Raw genomic sequence first — 22,550 nt, 5'->3', positions numbered from 1 at the left:
AATTTTTGTATTTACTCCACCACTCGTAGAAATTAATAAAGCATCAAGTTCAAAAACTCCCACTTTATTAATAAAAGCTATTTCTTAACTTCATAAAATTGTTATACACTAGAAAAATAAAAAACAAACTATTCGTTAGCAGGTGGAAGAATATGTATGATGTTACGATTATCGGCGCTGGAGTAAGTAGCATTTTTATGGCTTATTCACTAGCTAAAAGTAACAAAAAAGTTTTAATTCTTGATAAAGGTAAAGCGCTAGAAGATCGCCATTGTCCTTTAGACGAAGGAAAAGTGTGTAATTGTACTACATGTGATAAATATTTCGGGTTTGGTGGTTTAGGCAAATCTGAAGGGAAATTTAATTATACAAACGGATTTGGCGGAGAACTTGAGAAAAAAGTCGGTAAAGAGGGTTTTATACAACTCATGGCTGAAGTAGATGAAATTCTATGTCAGTTTGGTGGAAGTTCGGTTTCAAAATATTCTACTGAAAATTCAAGTCTCACTAAGAGAGCTGAAGCGTGTGGTTTACAAATGCTAACAACAGAAGTAAGACATCTTGGTACTACACTTTCCAGTAACATTTTTCAGCAGCTCTATGAATTTTTACTGACGAAAATAAAGATCCAATTTCATATAGATGTACAACATATTCTGAAACAGGAAGATCATTTTACAATAGATACAAATCAAGGAACAGTTCAAACTAAGCAACTAGTATTTGCAACTGGGCGCTCTGGGGCCGATTGGTTAAAAGAAATGTGCAGTTCCCTAAATATTTCTCAGGAGCAAACACGTGTAGATTTAGGGATTAGAGTAGAAATGAAAGAACATCAATTACGTTCTATATTAAAAGATACTTTTGAAACAAAACTTTCTTATCAAGGTGAGCATTTCACAGCAACTACTTACTGTATGAATCCAAAAGGACGCATCATTCGAAAGTACGAAGAAGGTTTAGTTATGCCTGACGGTCAAAATTTTCGAGAGCAAGGAACTGGCACTTCTAATTTAAATTTCACTTTATTTATTCCTCGCTATTTTCCAACTCTCAAAGAAGCAAATGTATACGCAAGTTCAATTATTAAAGGCATTAACCAAGGACGAGATCGGATTGTTATACAGCGCTTAGAGGACTTACTAAAGAAACAACCTACGGCGGAAAACAGCATGGAACATAGCCGTATACAGCCTACACTACAGGGGGATTATGGAGATTTGAATCAAGAAATTCCTCAATTATATATTGAAGGGCTCAAAGAATTTTTATTATGTTTAGAACAATTTATACAAGAACCTATTGATCAACATACTTTACTATATGGAATTGATGGAAAGTTCTATGCTCCTACGATAAAAATTAATAATCATTTTGAAACTAGTATACATGGGCTATTTTTAATTGGAGATTGTTCAGGCGTTACGCACTCATTATCTCAAGCAGCTGCAAGTGGTCTGTATGTTGGAAAGTACTTATCTGACATTTAATTTCTATCATTAAGATTCTAGTCAAATATTCCTAATTTCAAAACACTTTACTTATATAGTAAAAATATATTAATAAGCCCTCCTATCCTTCCCGGCTAATGATTAACCGACAAAAAATCGGAATTTTACAAGATACATATGTAATATAACTACATATTTAAAACTGTTGGTATTCAATTCTAATAAATTGAATGTCAACAGTTTTAAAAGTCTCTATCCATTTTCACTTTCATTTGTTCGATATTTTGTAACATCATCATAGTGTTTAATATGGTAGGATGTCTATAAGTCAATTTCACTACAACTATGACTTGTTCTGCCCGTTTCTCAAAAAGAGTTATATTTATGCTACTACGCTTTAAAAATCCCCATTGTATGTATATGAATACTTCAAATTATTCCCTTTAAAAAACAGAGTCTAAATGGTTCATTACACTCTAATAGTTATAAAAACATAATATATAACTTCAGTTAAATAAATTGTATAAAGAAGGTGTAAAAATGAAGAATAAAATAAATTTACAAATGCAAAATATAAGCTTTGTTATAATAATGGCTTTAGCAGTATGGTTAAAAACATATCTTATTACGCGATTCAGTTTTGATTTAAAAATCGAGTCTTCAACGCAAGAGCTTATTTTGTTTATTAGTCCTCTAGCCGCATCATTAGCATTTGTTGGATTAGCATTATTTTCAACTGGTGAAAAGCGAAATTATATAGCGCTATGTATTAATTTCTTATTAACAATCGTACTCGTTGGAAATGTAATGTTCTATGATTTTTATAGTGATTTCGTTACATTACCAGTACTTGGACAAACCTCAAACTTTGGACAATTAGGCGGCAGTATTATAGAAATATTAAACTACAAAATTATACTCGCATTCGTAGACATTGTTTTCTTCTTTATTTTATTAAAAAAGAAATCATTGGTCTTTAAAACCGAACGTGTAACTCATTCTACACGCTTGTTATACTTTCTTTTAACAATTGGTGTATTCTTTGCGAATCTACATCTTGCAGAAAAAGAGCGCCCCGAATTATTAACGAGATCATTCGACCGAGTAATGCTTGTCAAAAATTTAGGCTTATATACTCACCAAGTATATGACTTAACACTGCAAGTAAAAGCCGGTTCACAAAAAGCGCTTGCTGATAGTAGTAAATTACAAGAAACTGAAAACTACGTAAAAGCAAACCAAAGCGAGCCAAACCCTAATATGTTTGGTGTAGCGAAAGGAAAAAACGTAATTGTAGTCACTCTTGAATCCTTGCAAACCTTCTTAATAGGAGCATCAGTCAATGGGCAAGAAGTTACACCATTCCTAAATGAATTCATAAATGAAAGTTATTACTTTGATAACTTTTTCCATCAAACTGGTCAAGGGAAAACATCCGATTCTGAATTTCTAATCGATACGTCGTTGTATCCATTAAATCGAGGGGCTGTATTCTTCACACACGGTAACAATGATTATACTGCGACTCCAGAAATTTTACGTCAGCAAGGTTATTTCACTTCTGTATTCCATGCGAATAACGCAACATTTTGGAATCGTAATATCATGTACTCTGCTCTTGGTTATGATCGTTACTATAATGAGCTTGATTACAAAATTACACCAGAAACAAATTTAAATTGGGGATTAAAAGATATCGAATACTTTGATCAATCAGTAGATATATTAAAAACTGTTAATCAACCATTCTATGCTCGTTTCCTCACTTTAACAAACCATTATCCATTTACGTATGATGAAGATACAAAATTCATTGAACCATACAACTCTGGTAATGGCGTATTTGATCGTTACTTCGTAACAGCACGTTACTTAGACGAATCAATTAAAAAATTTATTGAACGTCTAAAGGCCGAGGGGCTTTACGATGATTCTATTATTGTGTTATACGGTGATCATTATGGTATTTCCGAAAAACATAATCGTGCAATGGCACAGTTTTTAGAAAAAGAGCAAATAACAGAATTTGATACTTTAAATTTACAACGTACGCCTTTATATATTCATATTCCTGGACAAACAGAAGGTCAAACTATTTCAAAGCCTACGGGACAAATCGATATGAAACCTACTATTCTAAATTTATTAGGTGTTGATTCTACGAATGATATTCGTTTTGGCCATGATATGTTTTCAGATGAATATACTGGCTTTGTTGTTTTACGTGATGGTAGCTTCGTTACAGATAAGTATGCATACAAAAACAACACTTTCTACGACCGTATAACAGGTGAAATTGTAGATTTACCAAAAAAAGAAGCTCAAGCCCTCATTAAACGTGCCCAAAATGAATTACGAATGTCTGACAAAATTATTGAAGGCGATTTATTACGCTTCTCAGAAAGCAATAAAATTAAAACTGGCGAAGTACAAACTAAAATTAAAGAAACAGAAAAATAATCTATATATGAAAAAGGGAGCAACTTATTACAGTTGCTCCCTTTTTCTTTTATTCTACGCTTGTTTCTAAAGCTACATCCGTATAGGTATTATCATTACCAATATTTAAAATTACTTCACATTGACGCAATCTCAATTCAAAGAGCATGATAGAATCATGATAGATTTCAGGATTTGATTTCATCTTATGTAATATCTCTTGTTTTTCTTGTATTTCTATATGCGTGTTTTCTACAGCTTGCTTTAAGGAGTTAAATGGATTCCTAAAGAATATATTAATATCTCGCTCTTGTGTGTTTTCAAACAGCTCAAATTGCAAGAAAAATTTCTTCATAATAGAAGCCGTTACCTCAGTATAATCTTCATTTTCTACATACTGTTTGTATTTGTTATATAGCATAGATTTATTTTTAGGAAGAACTCCAAATAATTTACCGGCACTTTTCAGTAAAAATTGTGCTGGCGTAAATCGACGTAAAATATTTACTTCATCCATTTGTATTCTAGTCGTCATCCTGTCAGTATCTCTGCGCCAGTCATCAAGCACTTTAAAGTCACATTCTAACTGTATTCTATTTTCTCCAAATAGTGAATTAAGCCCTTCACTAAGTTCTTCTAAATACGTTTGACTTTGAAGAAGCTCATTATTAGAAGTTGCAATCCAATTTTGCATAGAAAGAGCAAGATTAGGTAATACAGTTTGTTCTAAATATTTATGCACTCTTTCATTCATTGCTTTATTTAGTTCCGTATCCATGTGCCCGAAATCACTTTCTTCACTAATTAAATTAGAACAGCTCTTTAATATCTTCGGAATATTTTCAGTAAGATCATTTGTAATTTCAGTTTTCATTGAACGATATGATTGTGTAATGAGATGAATTTTTTCCCGCTCAAATGCAGTAAGGTTATTAATGCTACCGTTTAGTTTCACTAGCATATCTTCATTCCAATTAATAGCATCCACTAGATTGTTTTCTTTCTCAACACGTTTATCCAAAAGATATGTAATTGTTTTTCGAATGAAATATAATAACTTTTCAGTACGTTCTGCATCTATATGTTTATGATTAAAGTTAAAATGAATAAACTCAGTTAAATCATTTAATTGTTGACTACTTGTATATAACGAAGAATAAGGGAAAATTCTCGCATGCGGGAAATATGTGTTTATTCTCGTTGCCGTATCATGTAATACCCTTTTCACTTCTGCTTCACTGTAAATGTTATCGATTTTATTTAATAAGAAATGAATTTGTAAATTTGGCGTATGTTCTTGAATACTTAATAGAATGTCACGTTCTTTATCAGTAAAAGGTGAATCCGCATTCAATACGAATAGTAATTCGTCTACAGAATTTAAATATTCGAATATTTCATCTCTAGTGTCGTTATTCCTATTAAAGCCAGGTGTCACTACAAATGTAAGTTTATTTTCATTTAAAAATCTGCATGGTAATTTAAATTCAACACACGCTCTATCTCTATATGTTTGATGGTGCTGAGACATCATATTATGGTAATCAGAGACATCTTCCGTTGTTGTAATTGCTGAGTCTGTTATAGCGTTTATTTCTATATGAGCATCATTTTTTAAAACTACTATATTTGAAATTGATTTTTCTAATATATTTTCTCCTAATATAGAGTTAATAAATGTAGTTTTTCCATTTCCTGAAGTTCCCGTTACTAAAATACGATTTGTTCTTAAATCTGCGAGCTCGTCAACTAGCCATTTAAATCGGTGACCTATTTCTATATTGTGCTTTTGTGCCCATTGTGTAATAGATTCAAAAAGGTGTAAGCTGTACTCTAAGCCATTTACATGATTAATAGAATGTGACAGTAAGTTTTCCGCATGTTCTATATTTGCTGAATCTATTTTGGAAGGGAAAATCTCATCCCATGCCAATACAGCTGCAGATGGAAATACAGCATAAGATGGATTGACTACCTTTAACCAATTTGCTAACAGATTTGGTATGATATCATTTAATTGTCTAAGCGTATATTGACCTTGAATTAATGCAAAGTACGTTTCTTCGTAAAGAGCAGAAACTTTGTTCCATATATCGGACGAATGTATTTCAATATGTAAGAAAAATTCATTTATTGTGTTAAGCCACAATAAGTAATTTTTTTCATTTTTATAACTGTTCCAGAGTGATGAAACCATTTGCGTAAATTGTACTTGATCTACATTATTTAATGTAGCTAATGCATCATAAAAATAGTCTGGTGAAATATGTTTAGTAAACCCTTTATCGATATATCCTTTTAACACCTCAAACCAAGGATACGATTCTATGCGAATTAACTCATTCACAGCAAGCTCTACTGCACTATCAAAATCTTGCTGTTCCTCATAAAAGGAACGGGCAATTTTTGTGACATTCGGATAATCAGGATTTAAAGAAACTGCTTCTTTAATAACACCGAAAGCTGATTCAAAATTATTTTGCTCAATGTAAAGAGAAAGTAATTGTAGTCTAATTTCGGTCATCAATATTTTATTATCAGTGGTAATAGAAGTATAAATATTTTCAGCAAATGATAACTGATTAAGTTCGAAATAAGCATCCGCAATATTTTTTTGTGCCCATGGTGCTAATTCATTACTAACCTTCTCCCATTTAAAAATAGCTGATTCAAAATCTTGATGACGATAATAAAATTCACCTTGTGCAAAACGAATATAAGACCCATCAGAAATCTCATTTTTTTCTTCGTTTACATAAGCTTGTCCAAGTACGTCAAGAGTTGGTTTTGTTTCATTCTCCATTAGGAATGTTTCATAATACATTTTTTTTATTAATTGTTTTTCTAATCTCATCTTTTCCCCCACTATATCTTGAAAATACATTTTTAAGATATGTCAATACTTTTTGTATGTATGCTTTTTATCTTAACAAAGAATATCTTTTGGAAAATTTCATTTTCCTTTCATTTTTCAAGTTAGATTGAATTTTTATGAGAAAAGTTTCAGTTTTTTTTCAATTCCCTTTCAGTTATGAAACAGCATTAAATGTTCCTAATAACCTAATAACACTATAATATTCCACATTATATTATCAGGAAAATCCCATATAAACCATATTATAAAAACAATCTATATTGAATTTATATACATAATTCACTGTGCTGTCAAACAAAAAAACAACAATAAGAGCCAACAGCTATTCATACCATTTCTTTCTCAAATTGTTTTCCTTTAAAATGTTTCAGTAGTTATGTAATTAAATTCCATTAACCTATATAAATAACTAGTCCAAAAAATATCTATATGCATATCATGTTATAGTAAAGAATTTAGGAGATCCTAAAAGGAGGCATTTTCATGTTTGAAGATAAATCTAAAATAAATTACCCATATGAATTTACTGAAACTACAACAGTTCCTCTAAAGAACCCCATTGACAAAAAATTCAAGAACGGGACAGGTACACATAACTTTCCAATTAAGAAGCACTATAAAGAGCAAGTTCTATACACTGAAAAAATCAATAATAATAAAAATAAATAATTGTATAGATCCTTATAACAATTAGCCAAATAAGAAGCAACATTTGGCCATGCATAGTTATTTGGTTAGTAATGTAGAAATCTTTATTATACAATTCATGCACCTTTTAAAAAGTGCTGTATACAGCGCTTTTTTATACATAGATAAATTTAAGCTAACGCAACCAAGAAATAAACTGCAAAATTACTCCACCTTATTTTCGTTTAACAATTAAATCTACATATTAAAAGGGAGCAACAGTAAATGTTGCTCCCTTTTGAAAAGTAATTTTATTCACTCTACATAACCCTCTTAAACATCTTCTCCAACTCATAAGTAGAATGATGCACAAGAATCGGTCTTCCGTGTGGGCATGTGTATGGGTTTGTTGTTGTACGTAATTCTTCCAGTAAGGCAAATATTTGATCGTTCGTTAAATATTGATTCGCTTTAATGGATGCTTTACAGCTCATCATGATGGCTGCTTCTTCACGTAACTTTTTAATATCAACTTTTTTTAGTTTAACGACTTGCTCCATCATTTCATCGATAATTTCTGTTTCTTGTCCTTTCGGGAACCATGTTGGATGCGAGCGGACGATAAAGGATTGATGGCCGAATTGTTCTAAAAATAGCCCGACTTTTTTTAGTTCTTCTAACTGCTCTTCGACACGTAAAAATTCAGTAAGAGATAGATCAATACGGTACGGTACAAGTAACTCTTGTACTTCTTGCGCTACTCTTCCTACTTTATCACGGAAGTATTCATAATTAATACGTTCCTGCGCGGCATGCTGGTCAATCATATATAAGCCTTTATCATTTTGAGCGAAAATATATGTTCCGTGCATTTGTCCAATTGGATAAAGCGGTGGTAAGTCATTCCCATTCATTTCAATCTCTTTTATTTCCCGAACTTCTTCTTCTAATTCCTCTAGTTCAAAGTCCTCTTCATTACTGTCCCACGATTTCTCTTCTCGAATTGGTTCTTCAATTATCGGTCTAGTAGATGGCTGCCAACTTTGTTCTTCTTTTATGAGCGACTGTGGTGGTTGCCATTCTTGTTTCGGCGGTTGCCACAGTTGTGGTGGCTGTTTCACAGCCTGCGGTTCTTCTTGTTTTGCATCCATGCCAGTTGGTAAAACAATGTCCGGCATAGATGGTTCTTTCGGCTTTGCATGCTCAAACTGGAACTGTTCTTGCACACTTTCGTCTTTTTCTTTTTTCTTCGTTGTTACGCCTGCATCTGGAATGAGCTGTATTTTTTTAAATGCAGCTTGCAATGTTTCTTCGATCAGCTTTAGCAATTCTTGTTCTTTACTAAAACGAACCTCTAACTTCGCTGGATGTACGTTAACGTCAACTAGCATTGGATCCATTTCAATCGATAAGAAGCCAATTGGATACCGGCCGACTGGCAGTAATGTATGGTATCCTTGCTGAATTGCTTTCATTAGTACAAAGTTTCGAACGTAACGACCATTTACGATCGTTGACATATAATTACGAGATGCTCTTGTTACTTCTGGTAATGTTACATAGCCTTTAATTGTAAAGTCTAAAGATTCAGCTTCAATTGGAACAAGCTTCTTCGCAACTTGAATACTGTAAATCGATGCAAGTACTTGCCTTACATCACCGTTACCTGATGTATGAAGCAATTTCTTTTCATTATGAAACAGTTTTAACGATACTTCTGGATGTGACATTGCAATACGATACACGATATCTGTAATATTCCCGAGCTCCGTATGAATGGTTTTCATATATTTAAGACGCGCTGGTGTATTAAAGAATAAGTTTTGTACTGTAATATCTGTTCCTTTTCGGCTCGCAGTTTTCTCTTGTTTTATAATGTCTCCACCTTTAATTATGAGGTGTGTACCAGGCGCATCACCTGTGCTAGTAATTAATTCTAATTCACTAACAGAGGCAATACTCGGCAATGCCTCACCGCGGAAACCGAGTGTTCTTATGCGAAACAGATCGTTTTCATCTTTAATTTTACTCGTCGCATGGCGTTCAAAAGCGACGATACAGTCTTCTTCTGCAATACCATCACCGTTATCAATGATACGAATTTTCGATAACCCAGCTTCTTCTAAGTGGATTTCAATAGATGTACTATTCGCATCGATAGAATTTTCCACAAGTTCTTTTACGACTGAAGCAGGGCGCTCTACTACTTCCCCTGCCGCAATTAAGTTAGAGAGTTGGTCATCGAGTTTGCGAATTTTCCCCATCTACTTACTCATCCTTTCTTTAACTTCTTCTGTAAGCGATACAATTCGTTCATCGCTTCTAAAGGTGTCATATCAAGTAAATCAATTTTTTTAATTTGCGCAAGTACTGCGCTTTCTTTTTGATCAAGCACAGGCTTGTCTTGTTTTTTTGAAGATTGGTCTCCTCCAAAGAAAGATAGTTGTGACTCTTCTTCAGTCTCTTCTTTCTTTTCTTGTATTTCTGCCGGTTCTTCTTTTACAACTACAGGTTCTGGAACAACTTCTTGTACCTTTACTTCTACACGCTTTGGAATAATAATTTCTTCCTGTCCTTCTAGTTGTGCTAACACTTCTTTCGCGCGGGCGATTAAGCTATCTGGAAGCTCTGCAAGTTGCGCAACGTGAATTCCGTAACTTTTATCAGCTGCTCCATCTTGAATTTTATGAAGGAATACTACTTTTCCATTCTCTTCAATTGCTGAAACGTGTACATTTTTCAGTTGATCTAAACTCTCTTCTAACACAGTCAATTCATGATAATGCGTAGAGAATAACGTTTTTGCACCAATTTGGTCATGAATATGTTCAATGATTGCTTGTGCAAGTGCCATACCATCATACGTAGATGTACCTCGTCCAATTTCATCGAATAAAATTAAACTTCTTTCTGATGCGTTTGCAATTGCATTTTTCGCTTCTAACATTTCGACCATAAATGTACTTTGACCTGATATTAAATCATCCGCTGCACCAATTCTCGTAAAGATTTGATCAAATACAGGTAATACTGCTTCTGTTGCTGGTACGAAACAACCGATTTGCGACATAACAGTTACAAGTGCTAATTGTCTCATATACGTACTTTTACCAGACATGTTCGGTCCTGTAATTAAAAAGACATCCATCTTCTCTGGCATAATACAATCATTCGGTACATACAATTTCCCGTTCAATACTTTTTCAACGACAGGATGACGACCATCTTTAATAAAGATTTCACGCTTCGTTGTTAGTACAGGTTTTACAAACTGTTCTTCTTCACTAACTGTCGCAAAACTTTGCAGTACGTCTAATTCACTAATTACTTTTGCTAAATGTTGTAATTTCGGAATAAATACTTTTACTTCTTCACGAAGCGCTGTAAATAAATCGTATTCTAGTTGTACAATTTTTTCTTCTGCTTCTAAAATTAACGTTTCTTTTTCTTTCAGTTCATCTGTAATGAAACGTTCAGCATTAGCAAGCGTTTGTTTTCGTTCGTAGCGGCCTTCTGGAAGTGCTGCAAGATTCGCCTTCGTCACTTCAATGTAGTAGCCGAAAATACGATTGTACCCGATTTTTAACGATTTAACTCCTGTAATATCACGCTCTCGTTTTTCAAGCTCAGCGATCCACGTTTTTCCGTTTTTACTAACGTAACGATATTGATCAAGCTTGTCATTATAACCGTCTTTAATAATATCTCCATCTTTAATAGAAAGCGGTGGGTTTTCTTGAATACTTCTTCCTAGTAATTCAGTTAAGCTCTCACATGGATCCGCCCCTTGAATTAACCTTGCTGCATAAGCATTATCTAACAAACTAATCGCTTCTAAAATAGCTGGCACTTGAAGTAAAGATCGTCTTAACTGTAATAAGTCCCTTGCATTAACATTACCAAATGCAACTTTTCCTGCTAAACGTTCTAAATCATATACTTCTTTTAATTTTTCTTTTAAATCTTCACGTAAGAAGTAATCATTTACAAATGTTTCAACCATTTCTAAACGCTCTTCAACTTTTTCTTTCTGAATAAGTGGACGTTCCATCCACTGTTTTAACATACGACCACCCATAGCTGTTTTTGTTTTATCCAATAGCCATAATAATGATCCTGTTTTTTCTTTCGTTCGAAGTGTTTCCGTCAGCTCTAAATTTCGCTTTGAATGCACATCAATTTTCATAAATTGATTCGTATAATAAATTTCTACAGGTTGTAAATGATCTAATGAACGTTTTTGCGTTCTTATCACATAGTTAAATAAGCGTCCAATTGCTTTAATTAACTTTGCTTGCGAAACATTTTTCACAAGATGTTCTAATCCTTCAGGAATTGCCGTTGCATCTTCATATGAAATTGTCATTTTTAACGTTTCAGTTAATTTATTTAATTCATCTTTAGAAAATGAAGAATCTACAACAATTTCTTTCGAACCAGTTGCATACACTTCCAATAAAATATCTTCTACTGAACCAGTCAATAACGTTACTGTATTTTGTCCAGTCGTTAAATCATTACAAGCTAAAGCATATGATCCATCTTCAAAATGTGTTAATGCGGCTAAGAAGTTGTTTTCTTTCTCATCAATTGTACGCCCTTCCATCATCGTTCCTGGCGTAATTAGTTGTACTACTTCACGGCGCACTACACCTTTAGCTGTTTTTGGATCTTCCACTTGCTCACAAACAGCAACTTTATATCCTTTTTCAACAAGTTGTTCAATATAGTTTTTAGCTGCATGATGGGGTACACCGCACATCGGTATACGATCACTACTGCCACCATCTCGGCTCGTTAATGTAATCTCAAGCTCATGAGCTGCTTTAACGGCATCTTCAAAGAACATTTCATAAAAATCGCCTAATCGGAAAAATAAAAAGGCATCTTGATAGTCTGCCTTAACCTTTAAATATTGCTGTATCATAGGGGTATATTGCGTCATACTTTTCCTCCATAATTCTTACATAGTAATCAATTTTCATATATGTCACATTTCACGGACATCCATATCTCCTATTTCAGGAGTCTATCTTCATTATAACATATTTCATAAAGAATCATGTTCATTCAGCGCCACTTATGTAAAGTAAAAAGCTAGGAAGAACTTCTCCCTAGCTTTCTATTACTCTTCTTCTGCATCAACGATAAAGTTCGGATCTAATTCTTCAAATTCATCATCAGCAATTTGGAAATCATCATCTGATTCTACGCAGCCTTCAGGATTTACACTTACACAAATTTTCGTTTCTCCAACTACTTCTGTTACAAATTCACGTTCTACAGTTACAACAATTTTATTACCGTTTGGTGATACAAGCGCTTCTAAACAATTTGGTGGCTGAATAACACGAGCAATAATTTCTAAATCGTCACCAGAAAAGTTTTTATCACGATAACCAATGCTGACTTCGTCCGTGTAGTTCACGCGTTCTGTTACAACTTCAGTCTTTGTATTTCCATCAAATGAATACCAAGTGTTCACATCATAGAAACCTTCAATTTCCACATGCTTCCCATTCTTTCTTGCTTCGTACGAGTGGTTAATTACCCAGCACCCTAAAATACTTGTTGGTTCATTATTCGATTCACATGTATGCGTTGACTTTGTATACTTACGTCCTTTTCCAACCACTGCTTTTGTAATAATCTCTCTAAATTCGGACATTCGTAACCCTCCTCAATCACTATTCACTTAATCATATGCGTGACAATAGCGGAATGTGTCATTCTTTTTTTGAGAAGAACTTACGTTTAATCAACTAAAAAAAAAGAGATGTCAATATGACATCTCTTTAACAACCACAATTTCCTTTTTTACTTTCTACCGCTGCGCCAGTTTCACCCTTAAGTACATCGCCACCAGTTGAAATTAATATTTCATCTGTTACGTTGTTAGAAATTGTACTAGCAACTAACTGTAATAAGTCATTTACGTATGTTTGTGAAGATTTAAATTCTTGTACGACTGGAATACTGTCTAACTTATCTTGCAATGCATCAATTTCAGCTTCTACCTTTTTTAAAGCTTCCCACTTCCCGTAATGCTGCAAGTTTACTGCTTGTTTTTGCAGTGCTTTAATTTCATCGATTGCGCGCTTTACATTTTCATTTTTATGAATTTGCGCCTCTGCTTTCTTAAAAAAATCAACTTCTTCTGTTTCAGAAATCATTTTTGCTAATTCTTTCGCTTGTTCAACAATGTCATCTTTCGAATATACTTTCATCTATTATTTCACCTCAATCGGCTCTTCAACTAATTCCCCGTTAAGAGACCAAGTTTTTGCTTCCGTTACTTTTACTTTCACAAGCTGACCAATTAAAGATTTTGAAGCGACGAAGTTTACAAGTTTATTCGTACGAGTATAACCTGCAAGTACTTCCGGATTATTTTTACTTTCCCCATCAACTAACACTTCTACAATTTGACCTTTATAACGACTATTCTTTTCAATTGCCAACGTATTTACTAGTGTATTTAAGCGTTGAAGACGTTCTTTCTTTACTTCCATCGGTACATTATCTTTCATTTTTGCAGCTGGTGTACCTTCGCGAGGAGAATAAATAAATGTAAAGGCAGTATCAAATCCTACTTCACGATATAACGACATCGTTTCTTCAAATTGCTCATCTGTTTCATTTGGGAAACCAACGATAATATCTGTTGTTAATACTGCATCTGGAATTGCTTCTTTAATTTTTCTTACAAGTTCTAAATAATGCTCACGTGAATATTTACGCGCCATAATTTTCAACATATCTGTACTTCCAGATTGAACTGGTAAATGGATATGTTCTACTAGGTTGCCACCTTTGCCAAGCACTTCAATTAAGTGATCATCGAAATCACGTGGATGGCTCGTTGTAAAACGAATACGGGCAATATCAACTTTACGAAGTTCGTCCATTAAATCGCCAAGACCGTATTCTATATCTTCAAAGTCTTTACCATATGCATTTACGTTTTGTCCAAGTAACGTAATTTCTTTATAACCATTTGCAGCTAAATGACGAATCTCTTGGATAATATCTTCTGGACGTCTACTTCGCTCTTTTCCGCGTGTATACGGTACAATACAATACGTACAGAACTTATCACAGCCATACATAATATTTACCCAAGCTTTAATATCACCACGACGTACTTTCGGAAGGTTTTCAATTACGTCGCCTTCCTTTGACCATACTTCAACTACCGTTTCCTTCGAGAACATCGCATCTTTTAGAATGTACGGTAATCTATGAATATTATGCGTTCCAAACACCATATCTACATGCTGATTTTTTTGCATAATTTTATTTACAACAGATTCTTCTTGAGACATACAACCACATACACCAATTAAAAGGTCCGGATTTCTTCGTTTGAGTGACTTTAAATGGCCTAGTTCACCAAACACTTTATTTTCAGCATTTTCACGAATCGCACAAGTATTTAATAAAACTACATCTGCATCCTCAGTTGAAAAAGTTGGTTCATATCCAAGTGTTGTGAAAATACCTGCCATTACTTCCGTATCATGCTCATTCATTTGACAACCATATGTACGAATATAGAACTTTCGGCCTGTACCAAAATTGCGAAACTCTTCAGGTAATCCAAAATCCCGTTCAATTTTAACTTCTTCTTTCCCGCGCTTTTTCGCATCCTTTAAGGAAGGTGGTTGATATACACTTTCAAAGTATTTACTATAATCTTTCTCTTCTTTTTTCGTAGAGGAATTTGCTTGTTGACTTGCTAATCGTTGTTGCTCGTTCATCGGTAATCTCCTTTCACCCTTAACTATACACACTCTATAGTCCATTTTAATGCGCTTAGACTCACCTCAAAAATGGTTAGATAGCTTGGAGATAACTTGTCCTTTGAAACTTGAGTAATCAATCTAATCATTCATAAGAATGAAGTCTTCCCCACGCAAATAGACATTCCCTTTTTATCATTTCTTGTTGTCCTACCCAAAAGCATATTGCTTTATCCCTATAAACATTACCATAGTATGACGTGTTTCGCCAATTTTAACAATTCAGAGGCCCTTTATTATCTTACATTTCATAAGCAATGAACTTGCCATTTTCATACAACGATTTACATATTATTTTACCATTCTGAATTTTCTAAGTAAATAAAACTACCCTATATTTTTTGCACATAAAAAGGTTGCCAAATCGGCAACCTCCTCTTCTTACATTACATAAATTCAGCAACAAGCTCATCAAACATTTTCTGATCCATATTTAAATCAGATTTCACTAAAGGCTCTTCACTATAGCCTTTAACAAGTTCTTGATATGATGGTTGCTTAGTATTTTGATAAATCAAACCTGTTACTAAACCGTTATTTTCCATTAACGTTTGCATAGCCATCATGCGATTAGATGAATCATATCCCTCTACTGTGCTTAGTTTCGTTAAGTTCTCTTTAAACCAATCGTAAGTATTTACTTTATTATAAGTAACACATGGACTGAATACGTTAATTAATGAAAATCCTTTATGGTTAATACCAGCTTCAATAATTTGTGTTAATTCTTTTAAATCACTCGAAAAGCTTTGCGCCACAAATGTCGCACCAGCTGTTAAAGTCATTTCCATTACATTTAGTGATGGTTCAATTGAACCTTGTGGTGTGCTTTTCGTTTTAAATCCCGCTTCACTACGTGGTGAAGTTTGCCCTTTTGTTAACCCGTAAATTTGGTTATCCATTACGATGTACGTAATGTCGATATTACGACGAATAGAATGGATTGTATGTCCCATACCAATCGCAAATCCATCACCGTCACCACCTGAAGCGATAACTGTTAAATCACGATTTGCCATTTTCACACCTTGTGCAATTGGAAGGGCACGACCATGAATACTATGCACACCATATGAATTAATATAACCTGAAATACGGCCTGAACAGCCGATACCAGAAATAACAGCAAGTTCATCTGGATTTAAGCCAACGTTAGCTGCTGCACGTTGAATTGCAGCTTGCACTGAGAAGTCTCCGCAACCTGGGCACCAGTTTGGCTTTACACTGTTACGAAAGTCCTTAAATGTTGCCATTTAATACAACCCCTTTTTTGCATTCGTTGTAAATCTCTTTCGGCAAGAATGGGTTTCCATCATATTTTAAAAGACTAGAAATTTTCTCACCATTACCAAGATTCATTTTCATAATGTTAGCAAGCTGACCTGTTGCATTGTTTTCTACTACTACAACACGCTTCGCCTTTTTCACAAGTGGATCGATTTCAGCTGTTGGGAACGGGTGAATTAAACGCACATGAGCATGGTTTACTTTCATACCCTCTTGTTCTAAACGCGTCATTGCCTCTTCGATCGCACCACGAGTTGAGTTAAATCCAACAAGCAATACATCTGCTTCTTCATGCTTAACATTTTTATAAACAGGGGTATTAAACTTCAAGTTCTCCATTTTACGGAAACGTTTGTCCATTTGATCTTTACGGTTTATTGCTGATTCCGATGGCTTTCCAGTTTCATCATGTTCTACACCTGTAACATGGTGAACACCATTTTTCATACCAGGTAAAACACGCGGCGAAACGCCGTCTTCAGTTACTTCATAACGCTTGAAGTATGCTTTATTTTCACGTTCTGGTAATTCTGCTTCTAAATCAAGCTTACCACGACGGATTTCCACTTTATCTAATTTAAGTGGTTCTACTGTTTGTTTTCCTAACGAAAGCTGTAAATCTGTTAAGAAAATAACAGGAACTTGATATTCTTCAGATAAGTTAAATGCTTCTACAATGTCATAGAAAGCTTCTTCAACTGTACTTGGCGCCATTACGATTTTTGGAATTTCACCATGCGTACCGTAAATCATCGCCATTAAGTCAGACTGTTCTTGTTTCGTTGGTAATCCCGTACTTGGACCACCACGTTGTGTATCAACAATTACTAATGGGGTTTCTGTAATACCTGCTAAACCGATTGCTTCCATCATTAATGACAGACCAGGACCAGCAGATGCAGTTAATGTACGAACACCAGCATAGTTTGCGCCGATTGCCATTGTACAAGCTGCAATTTCATCCTCAGTTTGAATTACTGTTCCGCCGACTTTCGGTAATTTTTTAATTAAGTATTCCATAATTTCTGATGCAGGTGTGATTGGGTATGCTGACATAAAACGAGCACCACCAGCTACCGCACCAAATGCGATTGCATCGTTTCCAATCATAAACATGCGTTTTTTACCATCAGCTTTTTCAAGCTGCATCATGTTTACTTTCTCACCTAGTAATTCTTTCATATATTGAGAGCCGCGTTTAATTGCGTCCATATTCTTTTGAACGACTTGCTCTCCTTTACGACCAAAGATTTCTTCAACAACATCTAAATAAGCTGTTTCGTCTAATCCTAATACTGCACTTGATGCTCCAACAGCAACCATGTTTTTCATTAATGATGTGCCTAATTCTGAAGCAATATCTGTAAACGGTATCACATATAGATTTACATCTGTATTGTCGGGTATTGTTGGATTAAATTTCGCATCCGCAACTACAATTCCACCTGGACGTAGTTCGTGGAAGTTAAAATCAATTGTTTCTTGGTCAAAAGCAATTAAAATATCTAAATCATCTGAGATCGCGCGTACTTCTGTTGTACTTACACGAATTTTATTATTTGTATGGCCGCCTTTTATACGTGATGAGAAGTGGCGGTAACCGTATAGGTAATATCCTAATCGGTTTAATGCAATACAGAAGATTTCTCCTGTACTTTCAATTCCTTCACCTTGTTGGCCTCCAACTTTCCATGAAAGTTGACTAATCATCTCCTACACCCCTTTTGGCTGCATTCATTGTAGTGTATTTTTTTACAGTAATAGTTTAGCATTTTTTATGCAAATAAACTACAACGGACGCAAATTATGCCTCTTCTGATTTCCCTGAATCTTTAGTATAAAGCTATTTTGTTTTTCATTCTAGTATTAGGTCTTAAAAAAAGCAATAAAATCAAATGAATTAATTCCGAGTTTTCTGTATTTTTAAAACAAAAATCTTAAAAGCTTATATGTTCAACAAAATTTTCATATAAAAATCGCTCTACAGTAGATGCAGAATAGTGTTTACAAAGCTCATTCATTACATTTTCATAATCTCGATAAGCTGATACATTTACAACTGTTTCTAAAATCCCATCAAAATCTGAACCAAATCCTATATTGTACTCTCCACCTAATGAACAAATATATTCGATATGTCTTACTATATCTGTTATATTTGCTTCATTTTCATTCGTTAGAAACTGCGGTACAAAAGTGACACCGATCATGCCATTTTTCTTTATAAGAGCTTTAAGTTGTTCATCGTTTAAATTACGTGGGTGCTCGCAAAGTTTCATACAATTTGAGTGGGAAGCAATAGGATTTTTTGCAATCTCTATAACATCCCAAAAACTTCTTTCATTCAGATGAGACACATCAGTCCATACATGTAGCGCATTCAGTTCTTGTACAACCTGTTTACCAAAATTCGTTAAACCCGCCCGACGTGTCTCTAGCGCACCATCAGCTAAGAGATTGGCATAATTCCATGTTAGTCCAAAAGAACGTACTCCTAGGCGATACAACAACCGTAATTTCATTGCTTCTTTTCCAATTGCTTCGCATCCTTCTAGTGTTAATATCGCTCCAACCTCGTCCTGTTTTAACATGTTAATATCCTCTTTTGTCTGAATAAACTTTACACCCGATAGGGATAAAATTTCATTATAAAAAATATCTACCATTTGTAATGCTGCTTCAAATCGGTTTTCATATGCCACTGTTTCTGGTACATATATAGCAAAACATTGTATACTTCCTTTTCTTCTCTTTAACTGTTCAAATGTAATATGTAATTGTGAATCATCGTTAAAATTCCTTTTCCCTTGTGCACTCCATAACTGAAGAAGCACGTCACAATGAGCATCAAAAATTTTCATTTTCATTCCTCCATTATAAAAACAACCTGTTTGCATACTGCAAACAGGTTGTTTAAAACTTAACGAGGTTCTACAATTAATTTTATTGCTGTACGCTCTTCGCCATCAATCATAATATCTGTAAACGCTGGGATACAAATCAGGTCCAAACCACTAGGCGCTACAAATCCTCTTGCGATTGCTACTGCCTTTACCGCTTGGTTCAATGCACCTGCACCAATAGCTTGAATTTCTGCTGTTCCGCGTTCGCGAATAACACCTGCAAGTGCACCAGCTACAGAATTAGGGACCGACGTTGCTTTAACTTTTAATATTTCCATTCCGCGTTTCCTCCTCGTTTCTTTAAAAAGTATTAGCAATTATTTCACTTTAACTTATATTCACGAGGAATGGCGCGTATTCCTGCTAAATTTTCGTAATTTTTCTAAAAAATTAAAATATAATAACTTATCTAAAATTTAACGGAAATTTACTCAAAAAATGGTTGATCGTCATTAATTAAAATGCGCTCAATTTTCTTTGCTTTTCCTGTATTTGGATCCACATCAATTAACACTGCACTTAATTGCGTTCTGCCATTTGTTACTTCAAATCGTACTGGTAAGTTTGTTAAAAACTTCTTCAATACTGCTTCTCTGTCCATACCTAATATTCCGTCATATGGCCCTGTCATCCCAACATCTGTAATGTATGCTGTTCCGCTTGGTAAAATACGGTTATCTGCTGTAGGGACATGCGTATGCGTACCTACTACTGCTGTAGCACGCCCATCTACATACCAACCTAGCGCTTGTTTTTCACTTGTAGTCTCCGCATGGAAATCAACAAAGATAATATTCGTACGTTTTTTCGCAATATTAATTAATTCATCCACTTTACGGAATGGACAATCAATCGGAGGAAGGAAAGTACGTCCTTGTAAGTTAATAACTGCAACTTCTGTTCCATTACAGTTCACAAAGATAAGTCCTTTTCCTGGAGTTCCTTCTGGGAAGTTAGCTGGTCTTGCAAGATATTTTGCATCATCGATGAATTCAAATACTTCACGATTATCCCAAGCGTGGTTTCCAAGTGTAACTGCTTGCGCCCCACATTCTAAAAAGTTTCGATATATTTTTTCTGTAATCCCACGGCCACCTGCTGCGTTTTCTCCATTAATGATTGTTACTGTAGGTGTATATTTTTTCTTTAATGCCGGTACGTATTGTTGAATCATACCTCTACCAGGAGATCCTACTACATCCCCAACAAATAATATTCTCATATGTCTTACCCTTTCTATGTACTGCATTTTTTATTGCTATAGCATTAAGGAAATTCCTTATAATATGTTTATTATAAGTTTGTTTCACTTTTACGCTATATAACTAACTGTCTTTATTTTATCCAATTCCAACACAAAAAAATAAAGTGGTATTTCACCACTTTATTTTGCGTATTCCACTGCACGTGTTTCACGAATAACAGTTACTTTAATATGTCCTGGGTAATCCAGTTCATTTTCAATACGTTTTCGGATATCACGAGCTAAACGATGAGCTTCTAAATCATCGATTGTATCTGGTTTTACCAAAATACGAACTTCACGTCCTGCTTGAATTGCAAATGATTTTTCAACGCCTTCATAAGACTCTGAAATCTCTTCTAACTTTTCAAGACGACGAATGTAGTTTTCAAGCGTTTCACTACGAGCTCCCGGTCTTGCAGCTGATAAAGCATCTGCTGCTGCAACTAAAACTGCAATGATAGAAGTTGGTTCTGTGTCACCATGGTGAGATGCGATACTGTTTATAACTACAGGATGCTCTTTATATTTCGTTGCGAGTTCAACACCAATTTCAACGTGGCTACCTTCTACTTCATGGTCAATCGCTTTTCCGATATCATGTAATAGACCAGCACGTCTTGCTAGTTTTTCATCCTCGCCAAGCTCTGCTGCCATAAGTCCAGTTAAATATGCAACTTCCATAGAGTGTTTTAAGACGTTTTGTCCATAACTTGTACGGTATTTTAAACGACCTAAAATTTTAATTAAATCTGGGTGTAATCCATGAACACCCACTTCAAACGTTGTTTGCTCTCCGACTTCACGAATATACTCGTCCACTTCACGTCTTGATTTTTCGACCATCTCTTCAATACGCGCTGGGTGAATACGTCCGTCCTGTACTAGTTTATCAAGAGCGATACGAGCTGTTTCACGACGAATTGGATCGAATCCAGAAAGGATTACCGCCTCTGGTGTATCATCGATAATTAAGTCAATACCCGTTAACGTTTCTAACGTACGAATATTACGACCTTCACGCCCGATAATACGTCCCTTCATTTCGTCATTTGGAAGATTTACAACCGAAACGGTTGTTTCAGCAACATGATCAGCTGCACATCTTTGCATTGCAAGAGATAAAATCTCTTTTGCTTTCTTATCCGCTTCTTCTTTCGCGCGAACTTCACTTTCTTTTACCATAACAGCGATTTCATGAGAAACTTCATTTTCTACTTTACCAAGAATAATTGCTTTCGCTTGTTCGCGTGTCAGATTGGAAATGCGCTCTAATTCTGTTTGTTGCTTTTGAACTAACTCTCCCACTTTGCTTTCCAACTCTTCAATCTGTTGTTGTCTCGCTACAAGAGAATCCTCTTTCTTCTCTAACTGCTGCTCGCGTTTATCGAGCGTTTCGTCTTTACGATCAAGGTTCTCTTCTTTTTGCATTAAACGATTTTCTTGTTTTTGTAATTCGCTTCTACGGTCACGAATTTCTAATTCAGCTTCTGTACGAAGTGTATGAATTTCATCCTTTGCTTCTAAAAGCGCTTCTTTCTTAAGTGCTTCAGCCTCACGATTCGCTTCGTCTAGAATACGTTTCGCTTCATTAGCCGCACCATTAATCTTCGCTTCAGCAATAGACTTTCGAACAAAAAAGCCAACAACTGCACCGACTGTTGTTGCAAGCAAAATGGAGATGAGTATCCAAACTGTACTACTCATGATTTCACCTCCCCTTGCTATGAATGAAAAAAGACTGTCGGCATGTACATTAAATTACAACATACAGCAAAGACCGTCGTCCCGCTTTTTTAAGGGACTTTCTTCATTTCACAATTAAAATGTCATATTATTATTTCGGTAAGTTTTAAACCTTACTCCGAATATTACTTCTCTTCTTGAGAAGAGTATATCGTATATAAGAAAAAATATACATTC

The 22,550-nt window shown here is 34.8% G+C and carries 15 protein-coding genes; 3 read left to right on the top strand and 12 right to left on the bottom strand.

Annotated features, from left to right (window positions below; genetic code table 11):
* Positions 1-152: 152 nt before the first annotated feature.
* On the top strand, positions 153-1,490 hold the full coding sequence (locus CQ064_RS25250) for an NAD(P)/FAD-dependent oxidoreductase (protein WP_000272398.1): 1,338 nt from the start codon (positions 153-155) through the stop codon (positions 1,488-1,490).
* Positions 1,491-1,991: 501 nt separating this feature from the next.
* Positions 1,992-3,911 (top strand): LTA synthase family protein, encoded by a 1,920-nt coding sequence (locus CQ064_RS25240; RefSeq protein WP_000791042.1) that lies wholly within the window; start codon positions 1,992-1,994, stop codon positions 3,909-3,911.
* Positions 3,912-3,960: 49 nt separating this feature from the next.
* On the opposite strand, the gene CQ064_RS25235 is transcribed toward CQ064_RS25240, so the two are convergent.
* Positions 3,961-6,744 (bottom strand): dynamin family protein, encoded by a 2,784-nt coding sequence (locus CQ064_RS25235; protein WP_001235332.1) that lies wholly within the window; start codon positions 6,742-6,744, stop codon positions 3,961-3,963.
* Positions 6,745-7,248: 504 nt separating this feature from the next.
* Between CQ064_RS25235 and CQ064_RS25230 the strand changes: the two genes are divergently transcribed.
* Complete coding sequence (locus CQ064_RS25230) at positions 7,249-7,434, top strand: hypothetical protein (RefSeq protein WP_000461138.1); 186 nt, start codon at positions 7,249-7,251, stop codon at positions 7,432-7,434.
* A gap of 278 nt (positions 7,435-7,712) precedes the next feature.
* Here CQ064_RS25230 and mutL read toward each other — a convergent pair whose 3' ends face one another.
* From mutL to rny, 11 genes are all read right to left on the bottom strand, one after another.
* Complete coding sequence (gene mutL, locus CQ064_RS25225; RefSeq protein WP_000516464.1) at positions 7,713-9,656, bottom strand: DNA mismatch repair endonuclease MutL; 1,944 nt, start codon at positions 9,654-9,656, stop codon at positions 7,713-7,715.
* 8 nt (positions 9,657-9,664) lie between these two features.
* On the bottom strand, positions 9,665-12,337 hold the full coding sequence (gene mutS / locus CQ064_RS25220) for a DNA mismatch repair protein MutS (protein WP_000195993.1): 2,673 nt from the start codon (positions 12,335-12,337) through the stop codon (positions 9,665-9,667).
* Positions 12,338-12,517: 180 nt separating this feature from the next.
* Positions 12,518-13,060, bottom strand: coding sequence for an outer spore coat protein CotE (gene cotE / locus CQ064_RS25215; protein WP_001288799.1), 543 nt, complete (start codon positions 13,058-13,060; stop codon positions 12,518-12,520).
* Positions 13,061-13,187: 127 nt separating this feature from the next.
* Positions 13,188-13,619 (bottom strand): YlbF/YmcA family competence regulator, encoded by a 432-nt coding sequence (locus CQ064_RS25210; protein WP_000870460.1) that lies wholly within the window; start codon positions 13,617-13,619, stop codon positions 13,188-13,190.
* Positions 13,620-13,622: 3 nt separating this feature from the next.
* A complete protein-coding gene (gene miaB, locus CQ064_RS25205; RefSeq protein WP_001005391.1) occupies positions 13,623-15,152 on the bottom strand; it encodes a tRNA (N6-isopentenyl adenosine(37)-C2)-methylthiotransferase MiaB in 1,530 nt (509 codons plus the stop codon).
* A 428-nt stretch (positions 15,153-15,580) separates the two neighbouring features.
* The gene (locus CQ064_RS25200; protein ID WP_000190159.1) at positions 15,581-16,447 is read right to left on the bottom strand and encodes a 2-oxoacid:ferredoxin oxidoreductase subunit beta; all 867 of its coding nucleotides are present in this window, start codon (positions 16,445-16,447) and stop codon (positions 15,581-15,583) included.
* A complete protein-coding gene (locus CQ064_RS25195; protein WP_000625417.1) occupies positions 16,434-18,191 on the bottom strand; it encodes a 2-oxoacid:acceptor oxidoreductase subunit alpha in 1,758 nt (585 codons plus the stop codon). The genes CQ064_RS25200 and CQ064_RS25195 overlap by 14 nt, the downstream gene beginning before the upstream one ends.
* 227 nt (positions 18,192-18,418) lie before the next feature.
* Positions 18,419-19,342, bottom strand: coding sequence for a dipeptidase (locus tag CQ064_RS25190; RefSeq protein WP_000688049.1), 924 nt, complete (start codon positions 19,340-19,342; stop codon positions 18,419-18,421).
* A 59-nt stretch (positions 19,343-19,401) separates the two neighbouring features.
* Positions 19,402-19,662 carry a stage V sporulation protein SpoVS gene (gene spoVS, locus CQ064_RS25185; protein WP_000404341.1) on the bottom strand — a complete coding sequence of 87 codons (261 nt, stop codon included), beginning with the start codon at positions 19,660-19,662 and terminating at the stop codon, positions 19,402-19,404.
* 149 nt (positions 19,663-19,811) lie between these two features.
* Positions 19,812-20,606, bottom strand: coding sequence for a TIGR00282 family metallophosphoesterase (locus CQ064_RS25180; RefSeq protein ID WP_001221095.1), 795 nt, complete (start codon positions 20,604-20,606; stop codon positions 19,812-19,814).
* Between the two features lie 162 nt (positions 20,607-20,768).
* Positions 20,769-22,334 carry a ribonuclease Y gene (rny, locus tag CQ064_RS25175; protein WP_000099769.1) on the bottom strand — a complete coding sequence of 522 codons (1,566 nt, stop codon included), beginning with the start codon at positions 22,332-22,334 and terminating at the stop codon, positions 20,769-20,771.
* Positions 22,335-22,550: the final 216 nt, after the last annotated feature.

The organism is Bacillus sp. MYb78 (assembly GCF_002975115.1).
GTDB lineage: Bacteria > Bacillota > Bacilli > Bacillales > Bacillaceae_G > Bacillus_A > Bacillus_A cereus.
This window is presented reverse-complemented; position numbering and strand designations above follow the sequence as displayed.

Coding starts and splice junctions, on each gene's coding strand:
- CQ064_RS25235 (WP_001235332.1), bottom strand. CDS start 6,744: ATGAGATTAGAAAAACAATTAATAAAAAAAATGTATTATGAAACATTC.
- CQ064_RS25240 (WP_000791042.1), top strand. CDS start 1,992: ATGAAGAATAAAATAAATTTACAAATGCAAAATATAAGCTTTGTTATA.
- CQ064_RS25250 (WP_000272398.1), top strand. CDS start 153: ATGTATGATGTTACGATTATCGGCGCTGGAGTAAGTAGCATTTTTATG.
- CQ064_RS25195 (WP_000625417.1), bottom strand. CDS start 18,191: ATGATTAGTCAACTTTCATGGAAAGTTGGAGGCCAACAAGGTGAAGGA.
- miaB (WP_001005391.1), bottom strand. CDS start 15,152: ATGAACGAGCAACAACGATTAGCAAGTCAACAAGCAAATTCCTCTACG.
- mutS (WP_000195993.1), bottom strand. CDS start 12,337: ATGACGCAATATACCCCTATGATACAGCAATATTTAAAGGTTAAGGCA.
- CQ064_RS25190 (WP_000688049.1), bottom strand. CDS start 19,342: ATGAAAATTTTTGATGCTCATTGTGACGTGCTTCTTCAGTTATGGAGT.
- cotE (WP_001288799.1), bottom strand. CDS start 13,060: ATGTCCGAATTTAGAGAGATTATTACAAAAGCAGTGGTTGGAAAAGGA.
- CQ064_RS25180 (WP_001221095.1), bottom strand. CDS start 20,606: ATGAGAATATTATTTGTTGGGGATGTAGTAGGATCTCCTGGTAGAGGT.
- CQ064_RS25200 (WP_000190159.1), bottom strand. CDS start 16,447: ATGGCAACATTTAAGGACTTTCGTAACAGTGTAAAGCCAAACTGGTGC.
- CQ064_RS25210 (WP_000870460.1), bottom strand. CDS start 13,619: ATGAAAGTATATTCGAAAGATGACATTGTTGAACAAGCGAAAGAATTA.
- mutL (WP_000516464.1), bottom strand. CDS start 9,656: ATGGGGAAAATTCGCAAACTCGATGACCAACTCTCTAACTTAATTGCG.
- rny (WP_000099769.1), bottom strand. CDS start 22,334: ATGAGTAGTACAGTTTGGATACTCATCTCCATTTTGCTTGCAACAACA.
- spoVS (WP_000404341.1), bottom strand. CDS start 19,662: ATGGAAATATTAAAAGTTAAAGCAACGTCGGTCCCTAATTCTGTAGCT.
- CQ064_RS25230 (WP_000461138.1), top strand. CDS start 7,249: ATGTTTGAAGATAAATCTAAAATAAATTACCCATATGAATTTACTGAA.